Here is a 17,149-nt window from a genome sequence, read left to right as displayed (position 1 = left end):
CACCGCGGCGAACAGTTCGCCGGCAAGCCTGGCTCCTACAAGCCAACAGGGTGTCACCCTTGTTGAAACATCTCTTTCGCCCGCTGCTCGATCTGCTCCTGGGTCAGATCCTCTTTACGCGTGGCCAGGAACCACAGGTGCCCGTAGGGATCCCTCAAGGTCCCGGAACGGTCGCCGTAAAATTGATCCTCGACCTCTGACACCACGATGCCGCCCGCCTCGATCGCCTGTTTGTAGGACTTGTCCACATCGGTCACGTACAAATGCAAGCCTACCGACGGCGAGTTGTCTGGATTGCTCAGCGGCCCTTGATCGCAGGGTGTGCCGAGCATGATCGGGCAGTCGCCGATGCGCAGTTCGGCGTGGCCGATGCCGCCATCGGGCATGGCCAGGCGCATGACCTCGATGGCGCCGAAGGCTTTTTTGTAGAACTCGATGGCTTCGGCGGCTTTTTGAATGCCCAGGTACGGGGTGATGCTGTGATAACCCTCTGGAATCGGTTTAACGCTCATGATGGTTCTCCCTTTTCTTGTGGATTGAAGATCGCTCTCCAGCCGAATAATTGTAGGAGCTGCCGCAGGCTGCGATCTTTTGTTTTGATCTTCAGCATGTTTCAAGTTTCCAAAAAGATTGTCCCGACGCGCTCCGAACCTGAGGGTTCATCGACACTGTTCAGCCACCAACAGTGAAGCAGCAGATTGCCTCACTTCTTCACGAAGAAATCTTCGAAATAGCCTGAATCCCCTTCTAACACTGGCCCGCGCCATCAGGCACGGAAGCTGCAATGACCTTCGATAAACACTGGTATCGAGAGCCTTGCATGCCCCAATCTGCCGTTTATCCGATCAACCCGCCGGCCGCCCACCGGATCGCCGACGAAGCCGAAGCACTGCGGGTAGCTGAACAGGTCGCCGCCATCCTGCTGGAGCAAGATGCGGAACGCGATCGCACACGCCAGGTGCCCGCCGAGATCGTTGACCTGTATTCCAACAGTGGCCTGTGGGGCATCACCGTGCCTGAGGCATTTGGTGGCGCGCAGGTGTCCAGTGCGGTACTGGCGCAGGTCATTGCGATCATTTCGGCGGCCGATCCGTCCTTGGGACAGATCCCGCAAAACCACTATTGCCTGCTCGAAGACATTCGCCTGCAAGGCACCCCGCAGCAGCAGGCGCACTTTTTCGGCCTGGCCCTGCAAGGCCACCGGTTTGCCAATGCCTTGTCGGAAACCGGCGGCAAAAACGTGCAGGACATCCAGGCGACCATTCGCCGTTACGGAGACGGCCATGTGATCAACGGACGCAAGGGTTACTGCACAGGGTCGCTGTATGCCCACTGGCTGGCGGTACTGGCGCTGGATGAAGAGCAAAAGGGCCAGTTGGCCTTCGTCGAGCGCGGCACGCCAGGCTTGGTGATTGTCGACGACTGGGACAGCATCGGGCAGCGCACCACCTCCAGCGGCACCGTATTGGCCGAGGATCTGCGCGTCGCGGCGTTCCACCTTTTCCCGACCTATCGCTCCTACGAAAACCCGACCCTGGCCGGCCCGTTCGCCCAGTTGACCACCGCCGCCATCGATGCCGGCATCGCCCGTGCGGCGCTGCGCGATACCATTGCGTTTGTCCGCCAGTCCGCCCGGCCATGGATCGATGCCGGTGTGGAAAAAGCCAGCGAAGATCCGCTGACCATCATTCAGGTCGGGGGGCTCGAAATTCGCCTGGAAGCCGCCGAAGCCTTGCTGGAACGAGCCGGTCGTGCGCTGGATGCCGCGCGTCCGGCCCCCGATGAAGATAACGTTGCCCGTGCCTCCCTGGCCGTTGCCAAGGCCAAGGTGCTGACCACGGAAATCGCCATTGAAGCGACCAACAAACTGTTCGAACTCGGTGGCACCCGCTCGACCCTGAAAAAACATAACTTCGATCGCCACTGGCGCAATGCCCGGGTCCACACCCTGCATGACCCGGTGCGCTGGAAGTACCACGTGGTTGGTAACTGGCTGCTCAATGGCGTGAAACCACCACGTCACGACTGGTCGTGACCATGGCCGAATGGTTCAAGAACATTTATTGGGCTGACATCGGCCAGGCCTGCCTCGACACCTTGAGCATGCTCGGCGCGGCCCTGGGTTTTACCGTGCTGCTGGGATTGCCGCTGGGGGTGCTGCTGTTCCTCACCGGCAAGCGCCAATTGCATGAAGCCGTCGGTGTCTACCGGGTGCTGTCGGTGATCGTGAACACGCTGCGTTCGCTGCCGTTCATCATTCTGTTGATTGTGCTGATCCCCCTGACGACCCTGCTGGTGGGTACTTCGCTGGGGGTGCCGGGGACCATTCCACCGCTGGTGGTTGGTTGCACGCCGTTCTTCGCGCGGCTGGTGGAAACCGCGCTGCGCGAAGTCGATCGCGGGGTGGTGGAGGCCACCCAGGCCATGGGCGCCAACACGTGGCAAATCATTCGCTACACCTTGTTGCCGGAGGCTCGGGGAGGGCTGCTGGCGGCGGTCACGGTCACCGCGATCGTTCTGGTCGATTACACGGCAATGGCCGGGGTAATCGGCGGTGGCGGCCTCGGCGACCTGGCCATTCGCTACGGTTACCAGCGGTTCCAGACCGATGTGATGGTAGTCACCGTGGTGCTGTTGTTGATTCTGGTCCAGGCCCTGCAAATGAGCGGCGACCGACTGGTGGCGCGTTACAGCCACCGCTGACGATTCAAATCAAAAAACCGGCCCCACGTCCGCCCCACGACGGCCATTGAAATCTGCCATGGAGCACAGCATGAAAAAGACCCTGGCCATACTGGCTGCCTTGATATCGTTGAGCGCTCACGCCAACGAAAAACTGACCGTCGGCGCCACCCCGGTGCCGCACGCGGAAATCCTCGAATTCGTCAAGCCGACGCTGGCCAAGGAAGGTGTGGATCTGGACATCAAGGTGTTCACCGATTTTATCCAGCCCAACCAGCAACTGGCGCTGAAGAATCTCGACGCCAACTATTACCAGTATCGGCCGTTCCTCGATGACTACAACAAGACCCGTCACACCGACCTGGTGCCGGTGGTGGGCGTGCACATCGAGCCGTTCGGTGCTTACTCGACCAAAATCAAAAACATCGCCGAGCTCAAGGACGGCGCCACCGTTTCGATCCCCAACGACCCGGTCAATACCGGTCGCGCCTTGGTGCTCTTGCACGAAGCGGGTCTGATCAAACTCAAGGACCCCGGCAACACCCTGGCGACCCAGCGGGACATCGTTGAAAACCCCAGGCACTTGAAAATCCGTGAACTGGAAGGCGCACTGCTGGCGCGTTCGGTGAGTCAGGTCGACCTGGCGTTCGTCTTCGCCAACTACGCCCTGGAGGCCGGGATCGATACCAACAGTGCCTTGATCGTGGAGAAGGGCAAGAGCCTTTACATCGAGTTCCTGGTGGCACGGCCGGACAACATCAATGACCCGGGCCTGCAGAAACTGGCCAAGGCGTTGAACTCCGATGAGGTGCGCCAGTTCATCCTGACCCGTTACAAAGGCCAGATCGCACCGGGGTTCTAAATTTTCATCGATTGGAAGGACGCCTTCGCGAGCAAGCCCGCTCCCACATTAGACCGAGTTGTCCGGAGGAACGCGGTCAAATGTGGGAGCGGGCTTGCTCGCGAAGGGCTCAACTCATTCTTGGATCGATTCCCGATTCCAGCAGCTGCGCCCCTGGTCCCTGTTCCCCCAGCACATCCCCATAATTACGCAACGGGCAGGCCTCCATCGACAAACACCCACAACCAATGCAGCCATTGAGTTTGTCGCGCAACAACGTCAACTGATTGATCCGCTCATCCAGATCCCGACCCCACTGCGCCGACAGATCCTTCCAATCCGCCGCCGTCGGTGCACGGTTATCCGGCAGGGCCTTGAGTGCCTCGCCAATCTCCGCCAACGGAATGCCCAGTCGCTGGGCCACCTTGATCAACGCCACCCGCCGCAACACTTCCCTTGGATAGCGCCGTTGATTGCCCTGGTTGCGATTGCTCCTGATCAATCCCTTGGATTCATAAAAGTGCAGCGCCGTGACCGCGACGCCGCTACGGGCGGCCAGCTGGCCGACGCTGAGTTCCTTATGCAGGTTTTCCAGGGTGATCATTTGAAAAATGCCTCTTGACCTTTACTTAACTGGAGGTTTTACCCTGCACATCTTCGGATCGCAAGATTCGCCTTGCACCTGAGTGGGGGATTATTCATGCACGCGCCAGCGAAACATCGCAGCTTCACCCAATTGATCGAATTCGAAATCGACCCGCAGCAGCAATCGGCTCTGGTGTCAGCGCTGTCACGGCAGACCGAGCGTCTGGCCCAGCACCACAGCGGCTTTCTGAGTGCCAGCATCCAGGCCAGCGAAGACGGGCGACGGGTGCTCAATTACCTGCAATGGCAAACCCGCGAGGCGGGGGAGGCGGCGTTTCAGGCGTTTGAAAGCGGGGAACAGGATTTCTGGCAACTGATTCGCGCTCATCAGGCGAAGACCGTGACCTTCGGCTCGTTCCAGGTGGTGCACAGCCTGGAACGCAGCCCCGACCACGGATTGCACTGCACGCTGGTGGGTTAGATCGACAGTTGCACCAAGCGCTCGCCCTGAATGTTTTCTGCGGGCCGGCGTTTGTTCACCGCCAGTTCACCCATCTTGATCAGGCGCGTGCGGGTCACATTGCGGCTCAGCCCCAGCAGTGCGGCGGTGTGCACCTGGTTGTAGTGGCTGAAACGATAGGCGGCGCGCATCAAGGCATCTTCGACTTTCTCATGCAGCGCGCCGGCCTGTTGTTCGAAGAGTTTCTGGAAGGCCCGGTCAAGCAGGGCTTCGGCGCAGTCGTCGACCTGTGTGTGATAGTCGTCCTGACGCTCGATGCGCATGTTCGACAGGCGCAGGTCATCGCGTTCGATCACGCCGTTACGGCAAATCAGCAGGGTGTGGTGAATCACGTTTTCCAGTTCGCGGATATTGCCCGGCCAACTGTAGCTGCGCAGTTTCAGTTCGGCCTCTTTGCTGATGGTGATGTCACCGTAACCCAGGCGCTGACTATAGGCATTGATGAAGTGACGCGTCAGCGGCAGGATGTCGCCCGGGCGATCGCGCAGCGGGCTCAGGTCCAGGCTGACGACGTCGAGCCGGTAATACAAGTCTTCGCGAAAGTGCCCGGCGTTGATGGCTTTTTCCAGTTGCACGTTGGTGGCCGCGAGCACGCGCACATTGATGGGAATGCTCTTGCGCGAACCCAGGCGCACCACTTCGCGCTCCTGCAACACGCGCAACAACTTGACCTGGATAGCCATTGGCAAATCGCCAATTTCATCGAGAAACAAGGTGCCCCCGTCGGCTTCCTCGAACCAGCCGGCCTTGGCGCTCAGGGCACCGGTAAAGGCGCCTTTTTCATGACCGAACAATTCGGCTTCGACCAGGGATTCAGAGAACGCACCGCAGTTCACCGCTACGAACGGCCGGTTACGCCGGGCGCTGAGATTGTGGATATGACGCGCCACCAACTCTTTGCCGGTGCCGGTTTCACCAATGATCAGCACGCTGGCATCACTGGGTGCGACTTGTTGCAAATGCGCCAGCAGGGCCTGGGATTTCGGGTCTTCGAAGACCTGCGCCGTGGCGCGGATCGACGTGGCCAGAGCGGGCGAGGGCGGTAAGGTCAGCAGTTGCATGGGGCACGCTCCTTGATGGGCAAGCTATGAATAGAAAGTCGGAATCGGCAGGGCCTGGTTCAGCGCCCAGTCACCCAGTTCCTGGAGTTTGTAATCCACCGGGTCGTGCAGGGTTTGCGTGCGCAGGTTGCGCCAATGACGGTCCAGGCGCAGCGAGGCATGGGTCGAACGCGCGCCGGTCACTTCGAACAAGCGGCTGCACAACTCCAGGCCATTGCGCGTTGCCGCGACCTTGGCCGTGGCGATGGCGGTGGCAAGGTGCCCGCGTTCCTCGGCGCTGAGGTTCGGGCCTTTGGCCCAGGCCTTGTCGAGCATGTCGGCGGCACGTTCCACCAGCAACCGCACACCTTCGAGGGCCACCCAGAATTCGCCGTAGTGACCAAGTACATAAGGGTCCTGGGCCACCTGCTGAGCGGTGGATTTATGCCACGGCCGGGTTTCGGTCAGCGTGTATTGCCGCGCTTCTTCGAAGGCGCCTTCGGCGATGCCGAGGAACAAGTGAGTGAAGGTCAGCTGGGCGATCAGCGGGCGCAGGCAGGCGAACGGCGTACTCAAGGGGCCCGGATCGAGCAGCAGTTCCGACTCTTCGACCCGTACCCGTTCGAAGGTCGCGCTGCCACTGTCAGTCTGGCGCTGACCGATGTTGTTCCAGTCATTGTGCAGGCTGATGCCGCTGCGACCGCTGGGAATGGCGGCGATCAACAGCTTGCCACCGGCGTTTTCATCCACCGCCGAGGCGATCAGCATTTCTGAGTCGCTGGCGCCGGAGCAAAAACTTTTCTTGCCGGAAAACTCACGCCAGCCGCCGAGGTTTTTCACCACGGTGCGGGTGTCCAGGGGGTTGAGGGCATTGCCCCAGAACCAGTTCTTGCGCGCGGTTTGTTCAAACCACGGCTGCCATTGTTCGGGCCGGGCGAACAGGCGCACGGTGGCGAGCATCAGGTGATGGAAGCCGAACACATGGGCAATCGAGCTGTCGACCTTGGCGAACTCGCGCACGATGGCCAGGGTTTCACTCCAGCTCGCACCCAGGCCGCCGAACTGTCTGGGAATGCTCAGCGCCAGCAGGCCGCTGTGGCGCAGCGCATCGCGTTCAGTCTTGGGCGTACCACCACGCTCGTCGCGCTCGACGGCGGTCAAGGCAAACTCGGCGGCCAATTGGCGGGCGGTCTGCAACGGGGATATCAGGGCGCTTTGCGGTTTGGCAGTCACGCGGGGATCCTTTTCTTGTGGGTCCTGTAGGAGCTGCCGCAGGCTGCGATCTTTTGATCTTGATCTTTGAAATCAAAAGATCGCAGCCTGCGGCAGCTCTTACAGGACGGGTGGCGTCAGGCTTTGGCCGGCAACACATCATTGGCGATCATTTCGCCAAACGGCCCGGTAAGGTTAGTGACACCGCGACCGGCCAGGCTGGCGTACGGCTCGGGCAACAGCGGGAACACCAGTTCGGCAAAACGATAGGCCTCCTCGAGGTGCGGGTAGCCGGAGAAGATGAAACTCTCGATACCCAGGTCCGCATACTCCTTGATCCGCGCGGCCACCTGCCGTGGATCGCCCACCAGTGCCGTCCCGGCACCGCCGCGCACCAGCCCGACACCGGCCCACAGGTTGGGCGAAATCTCCAGGTTGTCGCGACGTCCGTCATGCAGCGCAGCCATGCGCCGTTGGCCTTCGGAGTCGAAGCGCGAGAACGACTTCTGTGCGGCGGCGATCGTCTCGTCGCTGATGTGTTCGATCAATTTGTCAGCGGCTTTCCATGCGTCTTCGGCGGTTTCCCGCACGATCACATGCAATCGAATCCCGAACTTCACGGTGCGCCCGTTGCGCGCGGCCCGCTCACGCACATCGGCGAGTTTCTGCGCCACGGCCGCCGGTGGCTCGCCCCAGGTCAGGTAGACATCGACCTGTTCGGCCGCCAGGTCATGGGCGGCATCGGAGGAACCGCCGAAGTACAGCGGCGGATAGGGTTTCTGTACCGGCGGATAGAGCGCCTTGGCGTTCTGTACCCGCAGGTGTTTACCTTCGAAATCCACAGATTCGCCTTGCAGCACCCGGCGCCAGATCTTCAGGAACTCATCGGTCACTTCGTAGCGTTCGCTGTGATCGAGGAAACTGCCGTCGCCACGGTTCTCATCCGGGTCGCCCCCCGTCACCACATTGATCAGGAGCCGGCCATTGGACAGTCGATCCAGGGTGGCGGCCATGCGCGCAGAAACGGTTGGCGAAATGATCCCCGGGCGGATTGCCACCAGGTAGCGCAAGCGTTCGGTCAGCGGCACCAGCGCCGAAGCGATCACCCACGAGTCTTCGCAGGAGCGCCCGGTCGGGATCAACACACCGTGGTAACCGAGGCTATCCGCCGCCTGGGCCACCTGTTTCAGATAATTAAGCGTTACCGGGCGTGCCCCTTGAGTGGTGCCCAGGTAATGACCGTCGCCATGGGTCGGCAGAAACCAGAAAACATCCATGAACAAATCCTTAAGCGATTTTCAGCAGATTGTGGGGGTGCACGCCGAACAACGGCGCCGCGCGTTCTGCAGCAAGGCGAATGCGAGCCTTCAAGGGCTCACTGGTTATCTGGTAATTGGAGAAATCGGCTTCGGTGGCATACACGCCAATCGGCAAGGTCAAGGCCTGGAAGAAGCTCAACAGCGGCCGCAGTTGATGATCGAGCACCAGCGCGTGACGTTCGCTGCCTCCGGTGGCGGCCAGCAGGACCGGTGTGTTGACCAGGGCATTGAGGTCGATCAGGTCGAACAGGTGTTTGAGCAGACCCGGATAGGAGCCGCGATAAACCGGCGCGGCGACGATCAGCAAGTCAGCGTTTTCGATCGCTTGCAGTTCGGCTTCGATATCCGCTGCCAATTCCTGGCGCGACAGCGCCGCGCCCAATGGCCGGGCAATGTCACCCAGCTCGATCAGCTTGCTGTCGATCGGCAGTTGCTCGGCCAGCTGCGCCAACAGCGCTTGGGTCAGCACCAGGGTGCGCGAAGGACGCCAGGTACCACCGGAGAGGGCAACGACTTTCAAGGGGCGCGACATGATCAGTTCCTTTTTAAACAGAAGCTCTGCGAGCAGTGGGTAGTCACCGGGTTGAGCAAGAGCTGTACCAATCCCTTGAAGCCCCGGATTACCAGGCTTTCAGCGCTCCGGGCAGGTCGCGCTGTTGATTTTCACGGGCTGTTTGTTGAATGACTGTTGCCTGGTAAACAGTTGTTCGGGCAACAGTGGATGCAATGGTTATAAAGCTTGTCTGTTATTCCTAAAAATACAATAAAACGATATTTATAGATCATTAAGAGATAAAAAGGCTGCAAACGGGTTGCATTAGAAAAATCCGATAGCGACTATCGAGAGCGTTGATTTTTGCTCGGCTAAAGGCGCGAGTAGCCTGTGTTCATTGCCCCGAACACACGCCAGGACGCCGAAAATGAAACCTTTAATCGCCACTTTCTTGCTGCTCGCGGTCTCCGTACTTGCCGGATGTGCCAGCCATGTTTCCCCGGAATTGCGGCCTTACACTGCTGAAGAAACCCGAGAGCTGGCGCTGGAAGCCCTGAATCGTCGCGGCTTATCGTTCGACGAATACCACGCGAAAAAAGCCGAACTGCTGGGCGAGCCACGGAAAACCTTTGGTTTCGACAAACAGGGTGAGATGAACGCCGAACGAGCTGTACAGCTGCACGGTCGCCAGAGCTGAGCCAAAACTGTACTGCTGGAACTTTCGCCTAACTGTCCATGGGTTTCCCCGGGCGTTCGCGATAGGGTCAATACCTGACTGACCCCGATGGACTGCCACCCATGACACTCTCGCTCGATCTGCTGCTGGGCTTTGCCCTGTTTGCCCTCGTTACCTCGATCACACCGGGTCCGAACAACACCATGTTGCTGGCGTCCGGGGTGAACTTCGGGTTTCAGCGGACCATTCCCCATATGTTGGGCATCACCTGCGGCTTCTTCGTGCTGGTCGTGGCAGTGGGGTTCGGGTTGGGCGCGGTATTCCAGGCGTATCCGCTGCTCTACACCGTGCTGCGTTACGTCGGTGCGGGGTATTTGCTTTACCTGGCGTGGAAAATCGCGCACTCCGGGCCTGTCTCGGACAGCGGCAGAGGCGAGGCCAAGCCGATCAGCTACCTGGGCGCCGCCGCGTTCCAGTGGGTCAATCCCAAGGCCTGGATCATGGCCATCGGTGCCATCAGCACCTACACACCGATGCAGGGCTATTTCACCAACGTGGTTGTGATTGCCGCGGTGTTCGCCCTGATCAACCTGCCGAGCGTCGGTGTCTGGGCCGCTTGCGGCACGCTGCTGCGCAATGTCCTCAAGGACCGGCGCTGGTTGCGCCTGTTCAATTGGGGCATGGCCGCGCTGCTGGTGGCGTCGCTGTATCCGATATTGCTCGATAGCTTCAGCTGACGCATTGCTTCAACCGCTCGCCCGATGCCTGTTAAGCTGGCTCATCAGGAGCGTTCCGACGCACTTTTAAATGAAGTTGTTCTTCTTTAACGGCATCCGATCAGGTATTGGTAACCTTCTGAAAACCGCACGCAGCTCATAAGGCTGCGTTTCGCCGTTTGCAGTCATGAGCTTCCTGATCCCGGAACACGCTCTGCGAGTCTTTTATGAATAAACGTCCGCTGTATTTCGACTATGCCGCCACCACGCCGGTGGATGAGCGAGTCATCAAGATCATGGTCGAGTGTCTGGGCTTTGACGGTAATTTTGGCAATCCGGCCTCCAGCTCCCACGCCTTTGGCCAACAGGCCCGGCAATCGGTAGAGCAGGCGCGGCGCCAGGTCGCCGAACTGGTTGGCGCCACGCCAGAACAGATCGTCTGGACCTCAGGGGCCACCGAATCCAACAACCTTGCCCTCAAGGGTGTGGCCCAGGCGCGCGGCCCGGCCTGCGGCCACCTCATTACCAGCCAGATCGAGCACAAGGCCATCCTCGATACCGCCAGGCAGTTGCAGGACAGCGGCGTGGCGGTGACGTACCTGGTGCCGGATGCCGATGGCCTTATCACCGCGCAAGCGGTCAGCGAAGCCATGCGCGAGGACACCTTCCTGGTGTCGCTGATGCTGGTCAACAATGAACTGGGCACGGTCAACGACATCCCGGCCGTCGGCCAGGTGGTGCGCGAGCGCAATGCATTGTTTCATGTCGACGCGGCGCAAGGCGCGGGCAAGGTTGCGATCGACCTGGCGCAATGGCCGGTGGACCTCATGTCCTTCTCTGCGCACAAGCTCTATGGTCCCAAAGGCATCGGTGCGCTGTATGTCGGCCCGCGTGCGCACCAGCGCTTGCTGGCGCAGATCCACGGCGGCGGTCACGAAGGCGGCTTGCGTTCCGGTACCCTGGCGACCCACCAGATTGCCGCGATGGGCGCGGCCTTCGCCCTGGCAGCGGCATCGTTCGATGAAGAAAATGCCTTGATCGAGCGCCTGCGCGAACGCCTGCTCGAGCAGTTGCTGAGCATTCCGGGCGTGCGGCTCAATGGCAGCCTCACCCAGCGCATCCCGCATACGTTGAGCCTGACCTTCAGTGAAGGCGAGTTCAACTCGGTGGCATTGCTCGCCTCGATGGCGTTTTCCGCGACCTCGGCCTGTAATTCCGCCAGTAACGCGCCATCCCATGTGCTGCTGGCCCTGGGGCATGATGCCCGCACGGCGAGTCGCACCATTCGCTTGAGCCTGGGGCGGTTCACCACCGAGCAGGATATCGATCAAGCGGTACAGCTGATTAAAAGCGCCTGCGCCAGTGCTCCGGCATTCTGGCAATAGCGCAACCAGGCGCCGACCCTGATCGGCACTGAACAATAATGACAAGTGGTTAGCAGGAGTCACGATGAATACGCAGTTTACGATCACCGGGTCAGTGCCCCAGCGCCTGGCGCAAACCCGCGAGCTGATGAGCCGGGAGGGTATCCATGCCTTGCTGGTGCCGTCGGCCGATCCCCATCTGTCCGAATACCTGCCGGGTTACTGGCAAGGGCGCCAATGGCTGTCGGGTTTCCACGGTTCCGTTGGCACCCTGATCGTTACCGCGGATTTCGCCGGCGTCTGGGCCGACAGCCGCTATTGGGAACAAGCGAGCAAGGAACTCAAGGGCAGTGGCATCGAGCTGGTCAAACTGCAACCTGGGCAGCCCGGGCCGTTGGACTGGCTGGCCGAGCAAACCCCACCGGGCGGAGTGGTCGCAGTCGATGGCGCGGTGATGGCGGTGGCTTCCGCACGCACGTTGGGCAGCAAGCTCGAGGAGCGGGGCGCACGCCTGCGCACCGACATCGACCTGTTGAGCCAAGTCTGGAGTGACCGCCCGAGCCTGCCGAACGAACCGATCTATCAGCACTTGCCGCCGCAAGCGACCGTCAGCCGCGGCGAAAAACTCGCCAAGCTGCGCGAGACTTTGCAGGCACGTGGTGCCAACTGGCATTTCATTGCCACCCTGGATGACATCGCCTGGCTGTTCAACCTGCGTGGCGGCGATGTGTCGTTCAATCCGGTGTTCGTCTCTTTCGCCTTGATCAGCCAGCAGCAGGCAACGCTGTTCGTCGCGCTGGGCAAAGTCGATGCGCAGCTGCGTGCGGCCCTGGAACAGGACGGCGTGACCTTGCGCGATTACAGCGAAGTGGCCGACGCCCTGCGCGCCATACCGGCGGGTGCAAGCCTGCTGGTCGATCCGGCGCGGGTAACGGCGGGCCTGCTGGGTAACCTCGATAGCGCTGTCAAGCTGATCGAAGGCCTGAACCCGACCACCCTGGCCAAGTCCCAGAAGAGCCTGGCAGACGCCGAACACATCCGCCAGGCCATGGAGCAGGACGGCGCAGCACTGTGCGAATTCTTCACCTGGCTCGAATCGGCCTGGGGCCGTGAGCGCATTACCGAATTGACCATCGACGAAAAACTGACCGCGGCGCGTGAACGCCGTCCGGGCTATGTTTCGCTGAGCTTCAACACCATTGCCGCATTCAACGCCAACGGCGCCATGCCCCACTACCACGCTACCGAAGAAGAGCACGCGGTGATCGAAGGTGACGGCTTGTTGCTGATCGATTCCGGCGGCCAGTACCTGGGCGGTACTACCGACATCACGCGGATGGTCGCGGTCGGCACACCAACGGCAGAACAGAAACGCGATTGCACCCGCGTGCTGAAGGGCGTGATTGCCTTGTCCCGGGCGCAATTCCCCAAGGGCATCCTTTCGCCACTGCTGGACGCCATTGCCCGGGCGCCGATCTGGGCCGAAAGCGTCGACTATGGTCACGGCACCGGTCACGGCGTCGGTTATTTCCTCAATGTTCACGAAGGTCCGCAGGTGATTGCCTACCAGGCCGCCCCCGCGCCGCAAACGGCCATGCTGCCAGGCATGATCACGTCGATCGAACCGGGTACCTACCGTCCAGGACGCTGGGGTGTGCGAATCGAGAACCTGGCCATGAACCGCGAGGCAGGCAGCAGTGAATTCGGTGAGTTCCTCAAGTTCGAAACCCTGACCCTGTGCCCGATCGATACGCGCTGCCTGGAAACCTCGCTGCTGAGCGAAGAGGAAAAGCAGTGGTTCAACGCCTACCACGCCGAAGTGCGCGAACGCTTGAGCCCGTTGCTCGACGGTGCTGCGCTGGAGTGGTTGAACACGCGAACTGCGGCCGTTTGACCGACTTTGGCCCGGGCGCTGTCTCCAGCGCCCGGGCTCATATTGGCGACTGGGCCCTGGGTTCTTAACGTAGGGCTTCGATGACAAAGTCCAGTCGATCCTGGCCGAAGAACAGTTGCTCGCCGACGAACATGCTCGGTGCACCGAATACGCCGCGTTGCACGGCTTTTTCGGTGGTGTCCTTGAGGGCGCGTTTGACATCCTCGTCGGCGCTCAGGGCCAGGATCTCTTGCGGGTCGAAACCGTTTTCGCTCAGTACTGCCCCGACGGTGGCCGGATCATTGAGGTTGCGACCTTCGATCCACAGTGCCTTGAACAGGCAATCGACGAACGCGGCAAAGCGCTCAGGGTGGCGCATCTGCATACCTGTTACGGCACGCATGAGCACCAGTGTGTTGATCGGGAAGTGCGGGTTGATTTTCAACGGCACACCGTAGCGTTTAGCGTACCGATCAAGGTCTATGAACATGTAGCGGCCCTTTGCAGGGACGGTGGCCGGGGAGGCGTTGCCGGTGGCTTTGAACACTCCGCCGAGCAGGATTGGCACGTAGACCAGTTGGCTGTCGGTCTGTTCACAGATCTTCGGTAGCTGGGTATAGGCCAGGTAGGTGGCGGGGCTGCCCAGATCGAAATAAAACTCCACGGTTTTGCTCATCGTCGATGCACTCTTCTTGTTGTCGTAGGGTGGGGCGGATCACCAGCGTTCGCTCCAGGGGCGCAGGTCCAGCTCGAAGGTCCAGGCGTCGCGGGGCTGGCTGTGCAGGTACCAATAGTTCTCGGCGATGTGCTCGGGGTCGAGAATGCCATCCTGGTCCTTGGTGGCGTACTTCTCGGGGAAGCTCTCACGGATAAAATCAGTATCGATCGCGCCGTCGACCACGACGTGGGCGACATGAATATTCATCGGGCCCAGTTCGCGAGCCATGCTTTGTGCCAGCGCACGAATCCCGTGCTTGGCTCCGGCAAACGCGGCAAAGCCTGCTGCGCCGCGCACGCCGGCGGTGGCGCCGGTGAACAGGATGGTACCCCGTTGCCGCTTGGCCATGCGCTTGGCCACTTCCCGACCATTGAGAAAGCCGGAGAAACAGGCCATTTCCCAGATCTTGAAATACTTGCGGGCGGTTTCTTCAAGAATGCTGCAAGGCACGTTGGCGCCGATGTTAAACACGAACGCTTCGATCGGGCCGATGTCGCTTTCGATTTGCTCGACCAACGCAATCACATCGTCTTCTTTGCGGGCATCGCAGGCGAAACCATGGGCTTCGCCGCCGCCAGCCCTGATGGCATCGACCAGTGGCTGGAGTTTGTCCGCGCTGCGACGGGTCACGCAGGCAACGAATCCCTCCTGTGCAAACCGCTTGGCAATGGCGCCACCCGTGGCATCTCCCGCACCGACAACCAGCACGACCTTCTTATTATTCATTGTCTGGACTCCTTTAGTAAACGATCGTTAACTAAACGAACGTTATGCTACGATTCGACAGGCGTCAAGATCACGGAACCTGAGGGAAGGGCCATGCGTTATTCAGCCAGTCACAAGCTGGAAACCCGAGAGAAACTGCTGCAAAGCAGCGCGCTGTCGGCTAAGCAATCGGGGTTTTCCACGGTAGGGGTCGACGGTTTGATGAAAGCCATCGGCTTGAGTGGTGGCGCGTTCTACAGCCACTTCGCGTCGAAGGACGCGTTGTTCGCTTCCATAGTCGAGCGTGAGTTGCGTCAAAGCCTGGAGCGGCTGGGGGCTGATCAGGGGCGCGACAAATTCGAGCGTTGCCTCAAGCTTTACCTGAGCATGTCCCACGTCGAACACCCTGAAACCGGTTGTGCATTACCGGCGTTGGGGGCCGAGATTGCCCGCTCCGATCCGCTGATTCGACAGCAGGCTGAGCACTGGATCTGCCAGCTTCAGGAAAGTTGGGCGCGGGTGCTGGAGAGCGACAGCCTGGCTTGGGCGATTCTGTCGCAATGCATCGGTGCGCTGGTGGTGGCGCGAATGCTTATCACGCCGGATCTGCAGCGCAGGGTGCTGAAGTCTAGCCATGAGGAGATCGGTCGCCAGTTGGCAGGCTCGAGGACCTGACAACGGCTCAGATCATTTGCAGATGACGATCATGCTGCGGCTGGTATAGCCCGCGGGGTTGAGTCCGAACGGATAATCACCCGGCTCTTCCACGGCATCGCCGGATTTGGCGATCACCTTGTAGTTCTTGGGGGCGCACGAGTTGGCGGCGCTGGTGTAGCACTGTTCCCACGAGGACGACAGTCCCGAACAGTTGATATGAATCCCTTTCTTTCCGTGTTTGATCTGGGGTTTGGCGGTCGCCGCGCAGCCCGCAACTGCAAGAACGGCGATCAGTATCAAAATTCGTTTCATTGCTATCCTTGTAGCGTTCCCGGATCTATCGCCCGGTCTGGCAGTATTCGCTTGCGCATGAAGCGTTTTGAGGTCCCTGTCCTGAAAAAGTCCATTTCTGGCACTGGGTTGCGGGCCTAAACATGGCCTAATTGAGCGGTAAATACCAGAGTCTGTGTAAAACCGGTCGTCAATCGGCTGCGACGGCGGGCTTTGCGGCACTGCCCATGGTCATGGTGGCACCGACGGAAGCCAGGATGATGCACAGGATGGCCATCCACTGTGACAAAGACAGGAATTCATGCAGGAACAGCAAACCGGACAAGGCACCCACCGCCGGTTCGATGCTCATTAACGTGCCGAAAGTCTTGGCCGGCATGCGTGTGAGAGCAACCATCTCCAGCGTATAGGGAAGGGCCGTGGACAGGATGGCAACACCGATGGCGATCGGAATCAATGACGGGGTCAACAGCGCTGCACCCGCATGAACGATGCCGATGGGGGCGACGAACAGGGCGGCAATCACTACGCCCAGGGCGGCGGTCTGTACACCGTTGTCGGCACCAGCCTTCTGCCCGAAAAGAATGTACAGCGCCCAGCAGACACCTGCACCCAACGCGTAACCGGCCCCCAGTAGATCAATCCCTTGTGCCGTGGCCCCCGTCGGTATCAATAGCAGCAGGCCGACAGCGGCCAGGGCAATCCACAAAAAGTCGATGGCGCGCCGCGAAGCATAGATGGCAACGGCCAATGGCCCGGTGAACTCCAGCGCGACCGCGATACCCAGGGGTACAGAGCGCAGGGACATGTAGAAGAGGAAGTTCATGCCGCCCAGGGCCATGCCGTAGACAATAACGGTGCGCAGTGATTTTGCGGTGAGCTTCGCTCGCCATGGGCGCAGCAGCAACACCATGATCACGCTGGCAAAGGTCAATCGCAAGGTGGTGGTGCCCTGGGCGCCGATAATGGGGAACATGCTTTTGGCCAGCGAGGCTCCGGACTGAATCGATGCCATGGCTATTATTAGCAGGCCGACCGAAAACAGGGTCGAGGCAAGGCTGCGCGGCTGATCGTTCATTGGAAGGCACCGTCCGAGGTATGGAACTTTAATGTTGTACTTGGTATTGGGCAATATACTGCGCAATCGGTGCAGGCGCGTCTATATATAAGCGCTGTTTTTGTGTTCTCGATAGAAAAACCAAATCAATGCTTGACGGCAGATTCTGGAAGCCTATAATTCGCCCCACTTCCGGCGCAGTCGAAACGGAAAACTCCTTGGTAAACAATGAGTTACGCAGTTTTCGGCAGCAGGTTGCTTCAGTTCATCGAAGCGCCAAGGAGTTGAAAAAGAGGTGTTGACAGCAGCGTGTAACGCTGTAGAATTCGCCTCCCGCTGATGAGAGATCTGAAGCGCAAGTGGTTGAAGTTGTTAAGGATTCCTTGAAAACTTCTGAAAA

The 17,149-nt window shown here is 60.0% G+C and carries 19 protein-coding genes; 9 read left to right on the top strand and 10 right to left on the bottom strand.

Going from position 1 to position 17,149, the window contains the following annotated elements:
• Positions 1-53: 53 nt before the first annotated feature.
• The gene (locus tag CGA21_RS28545) at positions 54-512 is read right to left on the bottom strand and encodes a VOC family protein (RefSeq protein WP_188265579.1); all 459 of its coding nucleotides are present in this window, start codon (positions 510-512) and stop codon (positions 54-56) included.
• A gap of 308 nt (positions 513-820) precedes the next feature.
• Here CGA21_RS28545 and CGA21_RS28540 point away from each other — a divergent pair, with 308 nt between their 5' ends.
• From CGA21_RS28540 to CGA21_RS28530, 3 genes are all read left to right on the top strand, one after another.
• On the top strand, positions 821-2,035 hold the full coding sequence (locus CGA21_RS28540; protein ID WP_188265578.1) for an SfnB family sulfur acquisition oxidoreductase: 1,215 nt from the start codon (positions 821-823) through the stop codon (positions 2,033-2,035).
• Positions 2,036-2,037: 2 nt separating this feature from the next.
• Entirely contained in the window at positions 2,038-2,703 is a 666-nt protein-coding gene (locus CGA21_RS28535; RefSeq protein WP_110749433.1) for a methionine ABC transporter permease, read from the top strand.
• A gap of 70 nt (positions 2,704-2,773) precedes the next feature.
• Positions 2,774-3,544: a MetQ/NlpA family ABC transporter substrate-binding protein gene (locus tag CGA21_RS28530; protein ID WP_188265577.1), complete on the top strand. Its 771-nt coding sequence runs from the start codon at positions 2,774-2,776 to the stop codon at positions 3,542-3,544.
• A gap of 109 nt (positions 3,545-3,653) precedes the next feature.
• Here the strand turns inward: CGA21_RS28530 and soxR are convergent, their stop codons facing one another.
• On the bottom strand, positions 3,654-4,127 hold the full coding sequence (gene soxR, locus CGA21_RS28525) for a redox-sensitive transcriptional activator SoxR (protein ID WP_188265576.1): 474 nt from the start codon (positions 4,125-4,127) through the stop codon (positions 3,654-3,656).
• Positions 4,128-4,223: 96 nt separating this feature from the next.
• Here soxR and CGA21_RS28520 point away from each other — a divergent pair, with 96 nt between their 5' ends.
• Entirely contained in the window at positions 4,224-4,589 is a 366-nt protein-coding gene (locus CGA21_RS28520) for an antibiotic biosynthesis monooxygenase (protein WP_188265575.1), read from the top strand.
• Here CGA21_RS28520 and CGA21_RS28515 read toward each other — a convergent pair.
• From CGA21_RS28515 to msuE, 4 genes are all read right to left on the bottom strand, one after another.
• Positions 4,586-5,689 (bottom strand): sigma-54 interaction domain-containing protein, encoded by a 1,104-nt coding sequence (locus tag CGA21_RS28515; RefSeq protein ID WP_110749425.1) that lies wholly within the window; start codon positions 5,687-5,689, stop codon positions 4,586-4,588. The genes CGA21_RS28520 and CGA21_RS28515 overlap by 4 nt on opposite strands.
• 24 nt (positions 5,690-5,713) lie before the next feature.
• Positions 5,714-6,901 (bottom strand): acyl-CoA dehydrogenase family protein, encoded by a 1,188-nt coding sequence (locus tag CGA21_RS28510; protein WP_188265574.1) that lies wholly within the window; start codon positions 6,899-6,901, stop codon positions 5,714-5,716.
• A 116-nt stretch (positions 6,902-7,017) separates the two neighbouring features.
• On the bottom strand, positions 7,018-8,157 hold the full coding sequence (gene ssuD / locus CGA21_RS28505; RefSeq protein ID WP_020795970.1) for an FMNH2-dependent alkanesulfonate monooxygenase: 1,140 nt from the start codon (positions 8,155-8,157) through the stop codon (positions 7,018-7,020).
• 10 nt (positions 8,158-8,167) lie between these two features.
• Positions 8,168-8,731 carry an FMN reductase gene (gene msuE / locus CGA21_RS28500; protein WP_188265573.1) on the bottom strand — a complete coding sequence of 188 codons (564 nt, stop codon included), beginning with the start codon at positions 8,729-8,731 and terminating at the stop codon, positions 8,168-8,170.
• Positions 8,732-9,119: 388 nt separating this feature from the next.
• Here msuE and CGA21_RS28495 point away from each other — a divergent pair, with 388 nt between their 5' ends.
• The 4 genes from CGA21_RS28495 to CGA21_RS28480 all read left to right on the top strand — a co-directional run bounded on the left by CGA21_RS28495 (position 9,120) and on the right by CGA21_RS28480 (position 13,342).
• A complete protein-coding gene (locus tag CGA21_RS28495) occupies positions 9,120-9,389 on the top strand; it encodes a hypothetical protein (RefSeq protein WP_020795972.1) in 270 nt (89 codons plus the stop codon).
• Positions 9,390-9,490: 101 nt separating this feature from the next.
• Positions 9,491-10,105 carry a LysE family translocator gene (locus CGA21_RS28490; protein WP_188265572.1) on the top strand — a complete coding sequence of 205 codons (615 nt, stop codon included), beginning with the start codon at positions 9,491-9,493 and terminating at the stop codon, positions 10,103-10,105.
• 206 nt (positions 10,106-10,311) lie between these two features.
• Positions 10,312-11,469, top strand: coding sequence for an aminotransferase class V-fold PLP-dependent enzyme (locus CGA21_RS28485; protein ID WP_188265571.1), 1,158 nt, complete (start codon positions 10,312-10,314; stop codon positions 11,467-11,469).
• Between the two features lie 64 nt (positions 11,470-11,533).
• Positions 11,534-13,342, top strand: a complete 1,809-nt coding sequence (locus CGA21_RS28480) for an aminopeptidase P family protein (RefSeq protein ID WP_188265570.1) — start codon at positions 11,534-11,536, stop codon at positions 13,340-13,342.
• A 64-nt stretch (positions 13,343-13,406) separates the two neighbouring features.
• On the opposite strand, the gene CGA21_RS28475 is transcribed toward CGA21_RS28480, so the two are convergent.
• Together CGA21_RS28475 and CGA21_RS28470 are read right to left on the bottom strand one after the other, a co-directional pair.
• Positions 13,407-13,997 carry a 2-hydroxychromene-2-carboxylate isomerase gene (locus CGA21_RS28475; protein ID WP_188265569.1) on the bottom strand — a complete coding sequence of 197 codons (591 nt, stop codon included), beginning with the start codon at positions 13,995-13,997 and terminating at the stop codon, positions 13,407-13,409.
• Between the two features lie 39 nt (positions 13,998-14,036).
• Positions 14,037-14,765 (bottom strand): SDR family oxidoreductase, encoded by a 729-nt coding sequence (locus CGA21_RS28470; protein WP_188265568.1) that lies wholly within the window; start codon positions 14,763-14,765, stop codon positions 14,037-14,039.
• Positions 14,766-14,858: 93 nt separating this feature from the next.
• On the opposite strand from CGA21_RS28470, the gene CGA21_RS28465 reads away from it, so the two are divergent.
• Positions 14,859-15,419 carry a TetR/AcrR family transcriptional regulator gene (locus tag CGA21_RS28465; RefSeq protein ID WP_110749410.1) on the top strand — a complete coding sequence of 187 codons (561 nt, stop codon included), beginning with the start codon at positions 14,859-14,861 and terminating at the stop codon, positions 15,417-15,419.
• Between the two features lie 12 nt (positions 15,420-15,431).
• Here the strand turns inward: CGA21_RS28465 and CGA21_RS28460 are convergent, their stop codons facing one another.
• Entirely contained in the window at positions 15,432-15,713 is a 282-nt protein-coding gene (locus CGA21_RS28460; protein WP_110749409.1) for a hypothetical protein, read from the bottom strand.
• A gap of 169 nt (positions 15,714-15,882) precedes the next feature.
• Positions 15,883-16,770, bottom strand: a complete 888-nt coding sequence (rhtA, locus tag CGA21_RS28455) for a threonine/homoserine exporter RhtA (protein WP_110749407.1) — start codon at positions 16,768-16,770, stop codon at positions 15,883-15,885.
• Positions 16,771-17,149 lie beyond the last annotated feature (379 nt).

It is taken from the genome of Pseudomonas sp. PSB11 (genome assembly GCF_014596605.1).
GTDB lineage: Bacteria > Pseudomonadota > Gammaproteobacteria > Pseudomonadales > Pseudomonadaceae > Aquipseudomonas > Aquipseudomonas umsongensis.
This window is presented reverse-complemented; position numbering and strand designations above follow the sequence as displayed.